Here is a 15,431-nt window from a genome sequence, read left to right on the forward strand (position 1 = left end):
TTCATTGACCATTTAAACAGTTTGGGAAATTCAGGCGACCGTACTTTCACCCCTTTTTGCATTTTTTATGTCCGATTACTTCAGCAATAAAAAGTTTGACAAGCAAAAGAGGATAGAAAACAGATGAACCTACAAATCAATACATTGTATGAAAACTTTTTTAGACGACAACTTTTTATTGAACACAAAAACGGCTGAAGAGCTGTACCATAATTATTCAAAACATCTGCCGATTATTGATTACCATAATCACCTAATCCCGGAACAGATTGCAAATAATGTCAAGTTTGATAATATTAGTCAGGTTTGGTTACATGGTGATCATTACAAATGGAGGGCCATGCGTGCCAACGGTGTCAACGAACATTATGTGACCGGAGACGCTTCAGATGAAGAAAAATTCATCAAATGGGCAGAAACTGTCCCCTATACCTTACGTAATCCACTACACCATTGGACGCACCTTGAATTACAACGCTATTTTGGCATAACAGATGTATTGTCTCCAAAAACCGCGGCCAAGATATATGCAGATACCAGTGCTTTACTGCAACAAGATAGTCATTCTGTCCGCGGACTACTCAAGATGATGCATGTTGAAGTCGTTTGCACAACAGACGACCCAATCGATAGTCTGGAATTTCATCAGCAGTTTGCGAAAGAGCGTGAATCATTTAAAATGCTTCCGGCATTTCGTCCGGATAAAGCAATGAATTGCGATGACCTGCCTGCATTGAACCAATACATCAATAAGCTTGAAGAAGTCAGCAATATGCAGATAAGCAGTTTAAGCGACTACCTCAAGGCCTTGAAAGCAAGGCACGACTTCTTTGCGACCAACGGCTGTAAAGTCTCAGATCATGGTTTGGAACAGATCTATGCTGAAGATTACACCGAAACTGAAATCGCATTCATCTTTGATAAAATTCGTGCAGGCAAAGAAATAACTTTTGATGAGAGCTTGAAGTTTAAATCGGCCATGTTAGTCTATTTTGCAGAATGGGATCATGAAAAAGGCTGGGTGCAACAATACCATTTGGGCGCTTTACGTAACAATAACTCCCGCATGCATCGCTTGATCGGTCCTGATACAGGCTGGGACTCCATTGGGGATTTTAGTCAGGGACGTGCATTATCAAAGTTTTTGAATAAATTAGATAACCAAGATAAGCTAACCAAGACAATTATCTATAATCTCAATCCAGCCGACAATGAACTTATTGCGACAATGATTGGGAATTTCAATGATGGTTCTATCAAAGGAAAAATTCAGTTTGGTTCAGCTTGGTGGTTTTTGGACCAAAAAGACGGCATGACAAAACAGATTAATACCTTGTCGAATATGGGCTTGTTAAGTCGTCTTGTAGGCATGTTGACCGATTCCAGAAGTTTTCTTTCTTTTCCAAGACATGAATACTTCAGAAGATTGGTCTGTGACATCTTTGGACAGGACATCGAAAAAGGAGAAATACCAAATGATATCGAATGGGTCGGGAAAATCATACAGGATATCAGCTACAATAACGCAAAAGAATATTTTGAATTTTAATAAATGAACATGCAGGGTAAAGTTTTAAGCTTTGGGGAATTGCTGTTACGGATCTGTCCGGATATTGAAGACAATTGGATTGAACAGCACCAATTGCCTTTCTACGTTGGAGGAGCAGAATTAAATGTCGCTACAGCTTTGGCCCTATGGAACGTGCCATCATCCTACTTATCTGCGATACCGCAAAATGCCATTTGTGAAGGTATAGATGTCTATTTGAAACGTAGAAACATAGACACATCGGCGATGCAATGGGGCGGAGAGCGCTTGGGCATTTACTATCTCCCCAAAGGTAAAGATCTTAAAAATGCGGGGGTTATCTACGATCGCGCCAATTCATCTTTTGCAAGCCTCAAAGTCGGCAGTATTGATTGGGACAAAGCCTTGAAGGACGTGAAATGGTTTCACTTTTCGGCAATTTGCCCAGCAATTAGCCAGGATATTGCAGACCTCTGTCTTGAAGCTGTGCAAAAAGCACAGGAAAAAGGAATTTTTGTGTCCTTAGACCTTAACTACCGATCGAAGCTTTGGAAATATGGTAAAACACCGAAAGAGGTTATGCCTCGGATTGCCAAGTACTGCAATTTAATTATGGGCAATATATGGGCCGCGCATCAGATGCTGGGCACGCCGCTTGACGAACAATTCTTAACAAACACGTCAGGATACACCGAAGAAGAGTTACTCGCGCAAGCAGATCGAACCAGCCGAGAAATCATTGCTTCCAACCCCATGTGCCAGTATGTCGCCAATACCTTCCGTTTTGACCACCATACCAAAGGGATAGAATACTACAGCACATTATTTGATAAAGACCGTTTGATCAAATCCACAACCTATATAGCGGAAGAGATTTTGGATAAAGTAGGAAGTGGCGACTGCTTTATGGCGGGTCTGATTTATGGATTGTATTCCAACCTTTCGCCGCAGGAGACGCTAGAATTTGCAACAAGCGCGGCATTCGATAAACTATTTATCGCCAGCGATGCAACAACAAGTACAGTGGACGATATTAAAAAGAGATTAACAACATGAATTTAAAAGAGATTGTATTAAATAAAATTATCGAACAAGGAACACTTCCTTTATTCTTCCATCATGATCAGGAAGAAAGTATCGATATTCTACGAACATTATACAGAGCGGGTGTACGCGTTTTTGAATTTACAAATCGTGGCCCCGAGGCGTTTGCTGTTTTTGAGCGCCTTGTTGCAACGAGGGACCTTGAGATGCCAGACCTCTACTTGGGTATTGGCACCATCAAATCGGTGGACGATGCACAACAGTTTCTCCAGGCCGGTGCTGATTTTATTGTGGCCCCCTTAGTGAATCCTTTGGTTGGCTCGCTTGTACATGAGCACCATAAGTTGTGGATTCCAGGCTGCATGACACCGACCGAAATCTACACGGCTCAACAGCAACAGGCCGCATTGATAAAATTATTCCCTGCAAATATTTTGGGACCAGCATTTATGTCATCTATTCGGGATCTTTTTAAAGGTCAGAACTTTATACCAACGGGGGGTGTAGACATCGAAATAGAAAATCTAAAAGCATGGTTCAAGTCAGGTGTATGTGCGGTAGGTATGGGCAGTAAACTGATTGATCCAAAGGACACCAACAATTTATTCGAAAATACACAAAAAGCACTTGATCTTGTCTCAAAAGCACGTTAAAAACAATAAGATTGCTTGTATGCCTTCCACGAGCATCGTAAAAGGAAGGCATACAGCGTTCATTATTCGTCATTTGAAGCGATAGGTTCAAGAAAAATAAACAATTAAACCCATTATGATTAATACAGAGAAAAAGGGTAATTACCGTTGGGTAATCTGTGCCCTCCTATTTTTTGCTACCACAATCAATTACTTGGATCGCCAGGTATTATCCTTAACCTGGAAAGATTTTATCAGCCCTGAATTCCACTGGACAAATACGGACTATGGAAATATTACCGCTTTGTTTTCTATTTTTTATGCCATCAGCATGCTTTTCGCGGGACGTTTTGTCGATTGGATGGATACAAAAAAAGGTTTTCTATGGGCGATTGCTATTTGGTCCATTGGCGCCATATTACATGCTTTTTGTGGTATTGCAACCTCAGGAATTGTCGCTGGCGAGTGGTTTGTTGGATTTGAAGGCGCAAAAGAAGCTATTTCTCATGTGAACAATGCCGGTTTAATCATCAGCGTTAGTGTAAACTTATTTATTTTCGCCCGGTTTGTATTGGCTGTCGGGGAAGCTGGAAATTTCCCAGCGGCCATTAAAGCTACCGCAGAGTATTTTCCAAAGAAAGATCGTGCATTGTCCACCAGTATTTTCAATTCAGGGGCAACCATAGGAGCATTGGCTGCTCCATTGACCATTCCGGTCATCGCAGCACACTGGGGCTGGGAGATGTCTTTCATCATAATAGGAGCCCTTGGGTTTGTCTGGATGGGTTTCTGGATCTTTCTTTATAAAAAACCGCACGAGAATCCAAAAGTAAATGCGGCTGAATTGGCTTACATTCACCAAGATGACCATGAACACCAAACGGAGCATTCTGCCTTAACAAAACAGCCCAAAACCACCATAGCAGAATGCCTCAAGTACAAACAAACCTGGGCCTTTGTCTTCGGAAAATTCATGACCGACGGCGTCTGGTGGTTCTTCTTATTCTGGATGCCAGCCTATCTATCAGCCGTTTACGACATAAAGTCTTCTGATACAGAAGGGCAATTGGCCATATTTGTTTTATATGCGATCACCATGCTGTCAATTTACGGCGGCTGGTTGCCGACGTATTTTGTGGAGAAAAAGGGAATGAATGCCTATGAAGGTCGAATGAAAGCTATGTTGCTGTTTGCTTTCGTCCCATTAGTCGTACTCTTTGCACAACCCTTGGGGCATATTTCCTATTGGATACCCGTTATTTTAATTGGTTTTGCAGGTGCGGCACATCAATCGTGGTCGGCCAATATTTTTTCCACTATTGGCGATTCTTTTCCAAAACGCGCCATTGCCACTGTTACAGGAATCGGCGGGCTTGCGGGCGGTGTAGGAGCCTTTATTATCAATAAAACTTCGGGCTGGCTATTCGACTATGCCAAAGAGACTCAACTTGTCTTTATGGGTTTCAAGGGAGAAGAAGCGGGATATTTTATTATTTTTTCGTTCTGTTCAATCGCATATTTAATTGCATGGATTGTAATGAAAACACTAGTACCTAAACTTATTTTAATAAAAAATTAACAAATATTGTAATATTTACAGTATATTAGCAATATCTTTATAAATATCAATCTAAACCACTTTTAAAAACAATGAGCTTAAACTTAGAAGGTATCTTCTACGAGGAGAAAGACATTCCCGCAGAATTTACGCTAGACGAACAGGTCGATCAAAGAGAGTTCCTTTCCAATGGAGAAATGATTTCTTGGACGGGTCAAGTAAACGAAGTATTTTCACCTATCTGTGTAAAGACTAAGGACGGCTTGAAACGTAAGCGCATCGGTAGTTTCCCTGTTTGTACTGAAAAAGAGTCCATGGAAGCCTTGGAAGCTGCTGTAAAAGCATACGACAATGGCCGTGGAGAATGGCCGACAATGAGCGTTGCCGATCGTATTACTTGTGTTGAAAATTTCACACAAAAGATGATTGCCAAGAAGGACATTGTTGTCAAGCTTATTATGTGGGAAATTGGCAAATCCTATGCTGACTCTGTTAAGGAGTTTGACCGTACGGTAGAGTATATCTACGCAACGATCGACGCATTGAAAGATATTGACCGCGATTCTTCCCGTTTTCAGATCGAACAAGGTATTATAGCCCAAATCAGAAGATCTCCACTAGGAGTTGTTTTATGTATGGGACCATTCAACTATCCATTGAATGAAACCTTCACAACGTTGATCCCTGCTTTGATCATGGGGAACACGATGTTGTTCAAACCACCTAAACATGGTACATTATTACATTACCCTTTATTAGAGGCTTTCAAAACAAGCTTCCCGAAAGGCGTTGTCAATACAATTTATGGTCGTGGAAACAAGATCGTTCCAAGTCTTATGCAGTCTGGAAAGATCAATGTGTTGACGTTGATCGGTTCAAGCCGTGTTGCTGACGAACTTAAGAAATTACATCCTAAAGTTAACCGTCTACGCGCAATTCTTGGTCTTGACGCAAAAAATGCGGCAATCATCACGAAGGATGCCGATTTAAATCTTGCTGTTTCTGAAACCGTACTGGGTTCTCTTTCATTCAATGGCCAACGCTGTACCGCACTTAAAATTATCTATGTACACCGCAGCTTGGCACAAGAGTTCCTAAAACGTCTTTCTGCGGAAGTTGCTAAACTAAAGTATGGTATGCCTTGGGAAAAAGGCGTGTCTTTGACACCTCTTCCAGAGGTTAACAAACCAGCTTATCTGACGGAATGTATCGAAGATGCAAAAGCGTATGGTGCAAAGGTGATTAACGAAAATGGTGGACAAGTAGCAGAATCTTTCTTCTACCCAGCGATCGTTTATCCGGTCAATTCTCAAATGAAACTTTACAGAGAGGAACAATTTGGTCCAGTTATCCCTGTTGTGCCATTTGATGACCTTGAGGAACCTATCGAGTACCTGATCGGCTCTTCGCATGGACAGCAGGTCAGTATCTTTAGTAACAATGCGGCTGTTGTGTCGTCTTTAATCGATCCATTGGTCAATCAGGTAAGTCGTGTCAATATCAACTGCCAATGTCAACGTGGTCCAGATACCTTCCCTTTCACCGGAAGAAAAGATAGCGCTGAGGGAACATTATCCGTTGTGGATGCTTTGCGTTCATTCTCGATACGCTCCCTGGTCGCGGCAAAGTTCACCGAAGAAAACAAGAAATTGTTGAATGACATTGTTAGTGAAAATGAATCGAACTTTTTAAGTACCAAATACATTTTCTAATAGCATTGTCTATAAAAAAAAGCGACACCGCAGGATGATTTAGATCATCTCGCGGTGTCGCTTTTTTTAGAAAATTCAAGGGCCTATTGCGCTCTTTCTTTCTCCTCATTACTTGTATCTTTCTTACGATAGTTGTTTTTTAAATTTCCGAATTTATACGAATAGGTCAATCGAACCACGCGACGATCTTGGTATTGCCTGATACTGGAGTCAAAATCGCCGAAATTGGTTTTCAGATTCTGATTCCCTGTATTAAACAAGTCGCTCACCGCCAGCTTCAACGAACTACGTTGATCTTTAAATGTCTTGGTCGCTCCTACCTCCATATCCCAACGGGCCTTCATATCGTATACATTATAGTTGAACGGCGAGAAATACCTCAAATTGACATTAGCGGACAGACTTTTCGCCAGTTTTAAATTGTGCATCGATGTAGCCTGCAAAAGAAAGGAGGTCCTTTTCAGCGGATAACCACTCACCATACCATCAAAGTTAAAGTGGATGCCTGTAATATTGTTATTCATGCTCCAAATCTTGGATACCGTAACCGGGATGTTCAGATTCAGATAAGCCGTCAAATTTTTACCTAAATTTTCACGTATAACCCACGTTTGTTTTAGCACCGAATCTTGCCCCATGCTCTCTACAATCGCATCCCGCACATCGTTAATACCCAATGTCACATTATAACGTTGCATCAAGGTATAGTTTAGGGTGAATTCATTGGAAAATTGCGGATTCAGGTAAGGATTACCACGTTCAAAGGTTAGTTTATCAATAAAATAATCAAAAGGATTCAACTGTCGGTAATTAGGACGCGTGATCTTCCTTGCGTAACCTAAGGAAAGGATATGATTCTCATGGAGTGTATACGTCAGATTTGCATTCGGAAAAAGTTTAAAGTAATTCCGTTTCACTTGCTTATTTAAGGTCAACGAGTTCCCGTCAGAAAATGTATATTCTCCCCTCGCGCCGACCTTCAGGCCCCATTTCCCTATGGTATTATTATAGTCTATATATCCAGCGGCGATCTGCTCCTTATACACAAAATGATTCGTACGCTTTTCATTATTAATCCAGGAATTGTTCAAAAAGTCTTCAAAGGTTAAATCGTTATCCGACGTAACGTTAGAATATTTAGCCCCCATCTCAAGCTTGGAGACCTTCGATAGCGGTTGTTCATAATCCAGTTTGGCGACATAGATATCGATTCCGATAGGCATTCTACTGCGTTGGATCTCTTCGGGCGTAATCGCATCCATCTGACCATCAAAATATTGGTTATTATAACCTACGCGTTTGCTGCTTTTGAATTTACTCCAATCCAGGTCAAGGGTAAGTTTTCTGCCATTCGAATCAATTCTAAACTCATTGTTTAAATTAGCGGAGTAACGATCAAATAATTCTTTGAACTGCGATGTTGAAATCAAAAGCGAATCCAATGTTGTAAAAGACTTTCCTACATTGGTTTTACTATCGTTATCGTTGTATTCGATATTATTCGATCCATTAAACTGCAGGGTTAAGGTGTTTCTGGCCGATGTTCTTTGCTCAACACCGAAGCGATAGGAATGGTTCTGTTCCTTTTCGTCCAATATCGACCTTTGTTTAAAATAGGTCTTTTCACCTTTATTCTGAATAACACGATCAAGCAGGAGCTTCCGGTAGCTTTTCTCATCCGAATACGCATACGATCCAAATACTGTCGTATTGTTCTTCTTATAGTTTATGGATAAGGAGCTATTCCCTCTGAATTTTTCTCCCCTCCCTGCCGTCATGTTAAAGGTTCCGTTAAAACCTTCCATTCGATTTTTTTTGAGTACAATATTAATTGTACCCACTGCCCCCTCAGCGTCATCTTTTGCTGCACGCGTAGTAATCACTTCGACGGACTTAATCTGATTGCCATCCGTACTCTTCAAAAAATTCACCAACTGTTCACCGGACATATAGGTCTGCCGACCATCAATGGTCACGGATACACCAGATTGCCCCATCAACTGTAGGTTATTATTGTTATCTAAACTCACTCCAGGAGCCCGCTGTACAATATCTAAGGCATTATTCCCTGCGGCCAAAGGCGAATTTTCCACATTTAAAACCAGTTTACCAGGCTTGCTTTCAACCATCGGCCGCTTACCCTCTACGGCGACCTCTTGCAATTTTCGTGTATCCGTGTTCAGCAGGATCGCCGGGACCTTGTGGTCTGATTTACTGATATCAAAAACATTGCTCTTATTGGCGGTATACCCGACCATTTTCGCCTCGACATAATAACTTCCAGCTTGTATATCCGAAAATTGGTATTCTCCATTTTCATCAGTAACAACGGCTTTCAGAATGACAGTCGTCTTTGCCTTCATCAGATAAGCAGTTGCAGAGGCTAAAGGCACATTATTTTCCACATGTACTTTGCCTGTAACTTTCACTTGCGCATAGGCAAATGAAGTAATTAAAAAATTTAAGAGTAAGAGGTAAAAATATCTTTTCATTCGTTTATAAATAGGTGTAATAGCATTTACTTTTAATGGTATTAAATAGGCTTATAACACGAAGGTCAGTACTGATTTTCGATTGGTTATAGCGGTAATAATTTGTCTTCCGCCTTCAGGCGGAAGACTTGGTTTATGTTATTTCTTTTTTGTCTCTATGGTAACACCATCTTTTTTGAGATTAATAATGGTATCCCGACGGATGACAACAGACGTATCATGTGCAACTACCTCATTCCCCTCGGTATCTGTTTCTTCACTGTCATCTGACTTTTCGGGCGGCAAGGCACATTTCAACCCGAGTGATGTGACCACAAACTCGACGTCTTTTACATCATTTAAATCTTCCTTATAGCGATCTCTGCACTCGTAGAATGATATATCTCTTAATTTATCTTCCAGACGAGCATTAATGACCAATTTTGTGCCCACAGGCAGGAATAAAGTAATATTAACTTCTTGATCCCGATAAAGTTCGCCTTCATTCAATTGAAACGCGTTGTCAAATGTTAATGACGTACTATCTTGTCTCAACGCATAATTAATTTTACCCGCTCTGTCTGTTGCAACTTTATAGGAATTTCCTTTAGCCGAATACTCATAACGTACATAAGGTTCTTGCAAAGAGTCAATACGCTCAATTCGAATACGGATATTACGCCTCAAATAGGTTGAAACGTTTTCATTTTTAATACCGATACCACTTCTCACACCATTTTTTAAGCGGATTACCCGAATATCATTTTCATTTAAGTAATAAACAGCCTGTTTTTGCAGCGGTTTCTCTTCGACAATTGTACTAGACTCTTTGAATTCCTTTGCTACCGATGTAGCGTAGTAGATGATACCGCCTATCGATGCCAACCAGACTAAAAACAAGGTGGTTGTCAAATAATTGTTCATTGGTTTTTTCTCGAAGAGAACACGGAGAAGCAAATAGAACAACCCGGCGAAAGGGATAAAAATGGCCAAGAAACCCGCGATCAAAGCGAAAGGTACATCGCTCGGATTCATGAGGTAGAAAGGACCAGAATCGTCCATGACGTCAGGAATTACGTTCACAATAGCCAGTGCAAAGAAGATAAGTCCAATGATCAATCCGATGAGCGTTAACCCGACGATAATAACAAAGAATACGCCGATAACTTTCACAAAGACCTGCAATAATTTAGCAACACCATCTCCGGTGCGGTCCATTCCCCTCGAGAACGAGTCCCTTACCCCGCTCATTTCTTCATCAAAAGAACGTTTGAAGTTCTGAATATTCGGTGCTTCACCACGCATCTCCATCTTATCTGCACGGGTTACAGCGAGCGGCATTACGATCCATAGGATAACATAGACCAATACGCCCGATCCACCGATCACAACAAATAAAGCAAAGAGTAAGCGTACCCATTTCGCCTCAATACCAAAAAAGTGCCCCAATCCACTACATACTCCACTGAAAACTTTGTCATCGGGATCGCGCATCAGCTTTTTCCCTACTTTAAAACCATCTGCATTTGGCTGGCGCTGAAAAGACGCATAACCGTCCTGATCCTCAGACTCGAAATCGCTGACGCTCCCCATTTGCTCGATAACGGCATTGACATCGTCCATATTCAGAACTTCTTTGCTGCCCGCCTGAATCTTCTCGGTAAACATTTCAGAAATACGATTTTCGATGTCCTCCAAAATCTCCTTACTATCTTCCGATTGTCCAAAGTGCTTCTTTATATCAATCATGTAGGAGCGAAGCACCTCATAAGCATCCTCTTCAATATGGAAGACGATACTATTTATGTTGATAATTATTGTCTTATTCATCGTTATTATCTTTAACTGGTTTAGTTGAATCATTGTTTCTACCCACCAATGACGTGTTTACAGCAAACACGAGCTCATTCCAGGTAACATCTAGTCGCGAAAGGACTTCTAACCCTTCTTGGGTAATTTCATAATATTTTCTAGGCGGACCTGAAGTTGACTCCTTCCATATATAGCTTAACAGTCCATTGTTTTTTAGACGTGTTAGAAGCGGATATAAGGTTCCTTCCACAACCAATAATTGAGCTTTCTTCAGTTCGCTGATAATATCGGAGGCATAAATTTCTCCTCGAGAAATTATGGATAGGATACAATATTCAAGTATCCCCTTCCTCATTTGGATTTGTGTATTTTCAGCTATCATAACAATACAAAGATATATGTATTTTATGGTACCATGCAATACATAGTACCATACAAAACAAAACAATACAACTAAACAACTGATTTACAGTGAAATAATTTTTAAATAAATAATATTTTTATTTCTATCAGGAAATTTTTGGATATTTATCGCCATGATTAAAATCTTATTAGACTATAAGTGGTGTTTTATTTGGGCCATAATAGTTATTGTTTTATGCACCCTCCCGGGCAATAATTTTGATGCAGTTCCCGCCTATCCAGGTATGGATAAATTAGTCCATTGTGGGATGTTCTTTGTTTTCTGTACATTGCTATACAACGGTGTAATCCAGCAATTCCATGGTAAACCGACCCGTTGGCTTCCAATCTTTGTCGTTTCCATCCTTGGTTTTTTATTTGCAGGACTGACAGAGTTACTTCAGCTTTATATTTTTACGTATCGCAGCGGTGACTGGTGGGATTTATTTGCAGACAGCATCGGAATCGGCATGGCAGGATTTGCCTATCTCCTAAACTATGTCAACCGACGTCGCAAATAACGTGTTGAATTCGTTTTGACCTGGTCATTACTATTGAAGGCATGGCCTGCTCGTAATAGTGGTTACCGTAATTATTGAATTCGCTTTATCCGGACGGAGAAGGGTATAAGTTATGGGATAGACTTTCGAACTAGGCTCTTGCCAGCGTAGCAACAGATACCCTGCAATCAACTGCATCTAAGAGTGTCAATGCTGCTGAAACAACCGTTGCTCCCGTGGTCAATACATCATCAACCACAAGGATATGTACGTTAGCCGGCAACATAGTGCCTTTGTAATCGAAAATATCACTTACATTGTCGTACCGGTCGATCCGCCCCTTACCCGTTTGGCTCATTGTCGCTTTCTTCCTGACTAAAATATCTTCCCGCAAGGGGATTCCCATTGCTCTGGACAACCCTCTTCCGAAGTAAGTGGATTGGTTGTAGCCTCTTTTTCGGAATTTGCTACGGTGCAATGGCACAGGAACAATACAATTGATATCCTGATAGGCCTTTATTTTGATTAATTTTAAGCCGTATAGATAACCAAAATATTCTGCAAGAAAAGGTTGGTTGTTGTATTTAATCTGATAAATGAGGCGCTCTACGCGACTATCCTTTTGCAATAATAAGAATGAACAGGCCTCTTCCACAGGAGCTTTCCCCCAGAGCTGTCTTGCGGTATCATTATCCGAATATTCGTGAAAGTTAGTATAAGGCAAATGGAAATCGCATGCTGTACAGACAAACTTTTCCTGATATTTTAGCACACAGCCGCAACAGCCACATTCCCTTGGAAAAAATATGGCTATAAAATCGCTAAAAACCTTATTTAATTCGGATTTCATCTGGTTAATTCCCTATTAAAGATAGGAACTATCCTTCAGATTATGCTTCGGATTCCTCTTTTTCCTTATCTTTAATTGCTAATTGTCCGCAGGCTGCATCGATATCTTTACCACGGCTACGTCTCACATTCGTGATGATACCTTGGCTTTTTAAATAATTTGCAAATACCTCGATTTTATCTGCTTCAGCATTCAGGAAATCGGCCAGTGCGATAGGGTTGTATTCAATCAGGTTGACCTTACAAGGAACATGTTTACAGAACTTGGCCAGTTCTTTTGCATCCTCCAGCTCATCATTGAAATTGTTAAAGACAATATATTCAAATGTAATTGGGCTCTTTGTTTTCGCATAAAAATATTTGAGTGCTTCTGCCAATGCTTTCAGTGAGTTCTGCTCATTGATAGGCATAATTTCATTCCGCTTTTTATCATTTGCCGCGTGCAAAGAAAGTGCTAGGTTAAAACGTACCTGATCATCACCCAATTTCTTAATCATTTTTGCGATACCCGCTGTGGACACCGTGATCCGCTTGGCGGCCATATTCAATCCATCTGGCGCTGTAATGCGCTCAACAGACTTCATCATATTGGCATAATTCAACAAGGGCTCGCCCATCCCCATATAAACGATATTTGTCAGTGGCTGCCCATAGTGCTCTTCGGCTTGCTTGCTGATAAGAACGACTTGATCATAGATCTCATCGGCATTAAGGTTCCGTTTACGGTCCATATAACCTGTTGCACAGAACTTACAGGTTAAGCTACAGCCCACCTGTGAGCTGACACAAGCGGTCATTCGTTCCGGAGCAGGTATTAACACCCCTTCAATGATGTTGTTGTCATAGAGCCAAAAACTACTTTTAATTGTTTTATCTGAGCTGATCTGAGATTCTTTGACTGTAACTGCATTGATCGTAAAATTCGCTTTCAGCTTCTCACGAAGGGGCTTACTCAAATTACTCATCTGATCAAAATCTACGCAAGATTTCACCCAAATCCATTCATAAATCTGCTTCGCACGAAAGCCCTGCTCCCCCAACGCGGTAAGTTGATCTTTGATCTGATCCAAAGACAAACTCCTGATATCTATTATTTTACTTTTTTCAATCACGGTACAAAGATAAGAATAAATAAGTGACAAAAAATCCCGTTCTAAGAAATAGAACGGGACAACTGTTATGTATGTGTTTTAAAATAGGTAGGAGCGAGGTTCAATTAGCCATGAATGGCTTCTTTACTTCCGTACGACTGAATTAGCTTCCCTTCAAATTCCAACCACTCCTTCCAACGCTTTTCCACGTCGACGTCTACGGAATATTTGCGTGCAAAATTTAGAAATGTGGTGTAATGATTTGCCTCAGACACCATTAAATCATAGTAAAACTTCGCAAGATCTTTATCTTGAATATTTTGTGAAAGCACTCTAAAACGTTCGCAGCTACGGGCTTCAATCATCGCCGCGAATAATAAACGGTCAATAAAAGCCATATTTCTACTGCCATCTTTTTTAGAGAATTTCATCAATTGACCGACATAATCATCTTTTCGTTCACGACCCAAGGTATAGCCACGTTCTTTGATGATATCAATAACCATCTTAAAATGTTCCATTTCTTCGATTGCGATTGCTGTCAGCTCATGCACCAAATCTTCGTGTTCTGAGTTGTTGGTAATTAAGGATATGGCATTTGAAGCAGCCTTTTGTTCACACCAGGCATGATCTGTCAAAACCTCTTCTAAATTTCCTTCTGCAATGTTTGCCCATCGCGGATCTGTCAACAACTTTAATCCAAGCATCTTACTCTCTAAAATGATTTACGACACAAAGGTAGCGAATATCTCAGCGTTAAAAAAATGACAATCGCTCTTTAGGCATCTTTATGAAGAGCCTTTCGAATTTCAGGTGCTATTTTCTCACCAAAAATCTCTATAGAACGCAGCATTTCTTTATGCCCAGGGGCGCCCACATCCATATGTGCAGAGAAGCGTGTCAATCCAAATTTCTCCTGTATTTGCAATATTTTATCCACGGCATAAGCAGCATCCCCAACAATAAGGTGTCCTCTCGAAGACCTTCCGAAGTCATATTGTGTGCGTTGGTATGGAGGCCAACCACGACTTGCTCCGATACGATCCATCTGTGCAGAATAAATCGGATAATGGTAGTCTGCTACCTGCGCGTTGTTGTCGCCAAAGAACGCATGCATGTGTACTCCGACCTGAAAATTAGCCATATCATGCCCATTATCCTCATATGCTTGACGGTACATGTCAAATAAATGATCGAAGCTTTCATACATCCCGCCGATGATGGCAAACATAACCGGTAAGCCCAACTTTCCGGCACGGATCACAGAAGATGTTGTGCCACCTACTGCAACCCAAATCGGCAGTGATCCATTTTTAGGTCGTGGGAAAACTTGTAGATTGATTAATGGTGCTCTAAAATTTCCACGCCAAGTTATCGGATTTTGCTTGTTCAGGCGAAGTAAAAGCTCTAGTTTCTCCTCAAACAACTCGGAATAATCTTTCAGATCATAACCAAATAAAGGGAAGGATTCAATGAAGGATCCTCTTCCAGCCATGAGCTCAGCACGTCCATCGGATAAAAGATCGACGGCTGCGAAATCCTGAAATAATTTAACCGGATCGGCAGAACTTAATACCGAAACTGCACTGCCCAATTTAATATTTTTGGTAACGGTAGAAGCCGCAGCCAAGATAATTTCGGGTGCTGCAACCGCATAATCTGCACGGTGATGCTCCCCTATTCCAAAGAAATCCAATCCTACTTGATCCATAAGCTTGATCTCTTCAATAATTTCTTTCATTCTATCTTGTGCTGCCTGGATTTGACCTGTAACAGGATCTATCCTCGAGTCGCCAAACATTCCTATTCCTAATTCCATTTTTATCTATTTT

At 40.9% G+C, this 15,431-nt stretch carries 13 protein-coding genes; 6 read left to right on the top strand and 7 right to left on the bottom strand.

Features of this window, described 5'->3' with window-relative positions:
* The first annotated feature begins 148 nt into the window (after positions 1 to 148).
* From uxaC to B3P16_RS14225, 5 genes are all read left to right on the top strand, one after another.
* The gene (gene uxaC / locus B3P16_RS14205) at positions 149 to 1,549 is read left to right on the top strand and encodes a glucuronate isomerase (RefSeq protein WP_070561475.1); all 1,401 of its coding nucleotides are present in this window, start codon (positions 149 to 151) and stop codon (positions 1,547 to 1,549) included.
* A gap of 9 nt (positions 1,550 to 1,558) precedes the next feature.
* Entirely contained in the window at positions 1,559 to 2,584 is a 1,026-nt protein-coding gene (locus B3P16_RS14210) for a sugar kinase (RefSeq protein ID WP_236586150.1), read from the top strand.
* A complete protein-coding gene (locus tag B3P16_RS14215) occupies positions 2,581 to 3,225 on the top strand; it encodes a bifunctional 4-hydroxy-2-oxoglutarate aldolase/2-dehydro-3-deoxy-phosphogluconate aldolase (RefSeq protein ID WP_286843351.1) in 645 nt (214 codons plus the stop codon). The genes B3P16_RS14210 and B3P16_RS14215 overlap by 4 nt, the downstream gene beginning before the upstream one ends.
* 115 nt (positions 3,226 to 3,340) lie before the next feature.
* Positions 3,341 to 4,783 carry an MFS transporter gene (locus tag B3P16_RS14220; RefSeq protein WP_376752093.1) on the top strand — a complete coding sequence of 481 codons (1,443 nt, stop codon included), beginning with the start codon at positions 3,341 to 3,343 and terminating at the stop codon, positions 4,781 to 4,783.
* A gap of 71 nt (positions 4,784 to 4,854) precedes the next feature.
* Positions 4,855 to 6,474: an NADP-dependent glyceraldehyde-3-phosphate dehydrogenase gene (locus B3P16_RS14225; protein ID WP_070561481.1), complete on the top strand. Its 1,620-nt coding sequence runs from the start codon at positions 4,855 to 4,857 to the stop codon at positions 6,472 to 6,474.
* An 83-nt stretch (positions 6,475 to 6,557) separates the two neighbouring features.
* Here the strand turns inward: B3P16_RS14225 and B3P16_RS14230 are convergent, their stop codons facing one another.
* The 3 genes from B3P16_RS14230 to B3P16_RS14240 form a co-directional block, all read right to left on the bottom strand.
* Complete coding sequence (locus B3P16_RS14230; RefSeq protein WP_286843352.1) at positions 6,558 to 8,966, bottom strand: TonB-dependent receptor; 2,409 nt, start codon at positions 8,964 to 8,966, stop codon at positions 6,558 to 6,560.
* Positions 8,967 to 9,104: 138 nt separating this feature from the next.
* Complete coding sequence (locus B3P16_RS14235; protein ID WP_286843353.1) at positions 9,105 to 10,775, bottom strand: PspC domain-containing protein; 1,671 nt, start codon at positions 10,773 to 10,775, stop codon at positions 9,105 to 9,107.
* Positions 10,768 to 11,139, bottom strand: coding sequence for a PadR family transcriptional regulator (locus B3P16_RS14240; protein ID WP_046673104.1), 372 nt, complete (start codon positions 11,137 to 11,139; stop codon positions 10,768 to 10,770). Before B3P16_RS14240 ends, B3P16_RS14235 begins: the two co-directional genes overlap by 8 nt.
* A gap of 154 nt (positions 11,140 to 11,293) precedes the next feature.
* Between B3P16_RS14240 and B3P16_RS14245 the strand changes: the two genes are divergently transcribed.
* A complete protein-coding gene (locus B3P16_RS14245) occupies positions 11,294 to 11,680 on the top strand; it encodes a VanZ family protein (RefSeq protein WP_083295776.1) in 387 nt (128 codons plus the stop codon).
* 130 nt (positions 11,681 to 11,810) lie between these two features.
* Here B3P16_RS14245 and B3P16_RS14250 read toward each other — a convergent pair whose 3' ends face one another.
* The 4 genes from B3P16_RS14250 to B3P16_RS14265 all read right to left on the bottom strand — a co-directional run bounded on the left by B3P16_RS14250 (position 11,811) and on the right by B3P16_RS14265 (position 15,418).
* Positions 11,811 to 12,509, bottom strand: a complete 699-nt coding sequence (locus tag B3P16_RS14250; protein ID WP_115046362.1) for a ComF family protein — start codon at positions 12,507 to 12,509, stop codon at positions 11,811 to 11,813.
* 40 nt (positions 12,510 to 12,549) lie between these two features.
* Positions 12,550 to 13,650 carry a 23S rRNA (adenine(2503)-C(2))-methyltransferase RlmN gene (gene rlmN / locus B3P16_RS14255; RefSeq protein WP_376746079.1) on the bottom strand — a complete coding sequence of 367 codons (1,101 nt, stop codon included), beginning with the start codon at positions 13,648 to 13,650 and terminating at the stop codon, positions 12,550 to 12,552.
* Between the two features lie 74 nt (positions 13,651 to 13,724).
* Complete coding sequence (locus B3P16_RS14260; RefSeq protein ID WP_286843354.1) at positions 13,725 to 14,306, bottom strand: tRNA-(ms[2]io[6]A)-hydroxylase; 582 nt, start codon at positions 14,304 to 14,306, stop codon at positions 13,725 to 13,727.
* Between the two features lie 71 nt (positions 14,307 to 14,377).
* Positions 14,378 to 15,418 carry an Atu2307/SP_0267 family LLM class monooxygenase gene (locus tag B3P16_RS14265; protein ID WP_286843355.1) on the bottom strand — a complete coding sequence of 347 codons (1,041 nt, stop codon included), beginning with the start codon at positions 15,416 to 15,418 and terminating at the stop codon, positions 14,378 to 14,380.
* Positions 15,419 to 15,431: the final 13 nt, after the last annotated feature.

This window comes from Sphingobacterium sp. UBA7631 (assembly GCF_002483935.1).
GTDB lineage: Bacteria > Bacteroidota > Bacteroidia > Sphingobacteriales > Sphingobacteriaceae > Sphingobacterium > Sphingobacterium multivorum.

Bases quoted from the DNA above. Each gene is read 5' to 3' on its own strand.
- B3P16_RS14265 (WP_286843355.1), bottom strand. From the start codon at position 15,418: ATGGAATTAGGAATAGGAATGTTTGGCGACTCGAGGATAGATCCTGTT.
- B3P16_RS14220 (WP_376752093.1), top strand. From the start codon at position 3,341: ATGATTAATACAGAGAAAAAGGGTAATTACCGTTGGGTAATCTGTGCC.
- B3P16_RS14260 (WP_286843354.1), bottom strand. From the start codon at position 14,306: ATGCTTGGATTAAAGTTGTTGACAGATCCGCGATGGGCAAACATTGCA.
- B3P16_RS14225 (WP_070561481.1), top strand. From the start codon at position 4,855: ATGAGCTTAAACTTAGAAGGTATCTTCTACGAGGAGAAAGACATTCCC.
- B3P16_RS14245 (WP_083295776.1), top strand. From the start codon at position 11,294: ATGATTAAAATCTTATTAGACTATAAGTGGTGTTTTATTTGGGCCATA.
- B3P16_RS14240 (WP_046673104.1), bottom strand. From the start codon at position 11,139: ATGATAGCTGAAAATACACAAATCCAAATGAGGAAGGGGATACTTGAA.
- B3P16_RS14235 (WP_286843353.1), bottom strand. From the start codon at position 10,775: ATGAATAAGACAATAATTATCAACATAAATAGTATCGTCTTCCATATT.
- B3P16_RS14210 (WP_236586150.1), top strand. From the start codon at position 1,559: ATGCAGGGTAAAGTTTTAAGCTTTGGGGAATTGCTGTTACGGATCTGT.
- uxaC (WP_070561475.1), top strand. From the start codon at position 149: ATGAAAACTTTTTTAGACGACAACTTTTTATTGAACACAAAAACGGCT.
- B3P16_RS14215 (WP_286843351.1), top strand. From the start codon at position 2,581: ATGAATTTAAAAGAGATTGTATTAAATAAAATTATCGAACAAGGAACA.
- B3P16_RS14230 (WP_286843352.1), bottom strand. From the start codon at position 8,966: ATGAAAAGATATTTTTACCTCTTACTCTTAAATTTTTTAATTACTTCA.
- B3P16_RS14250 (WP_115046362.1), bottom strand. From the start codon at position 12,509: ATGAAATCCGAATTAAATAAGGTTTTTAGCGATTTTATAGCCATATTT.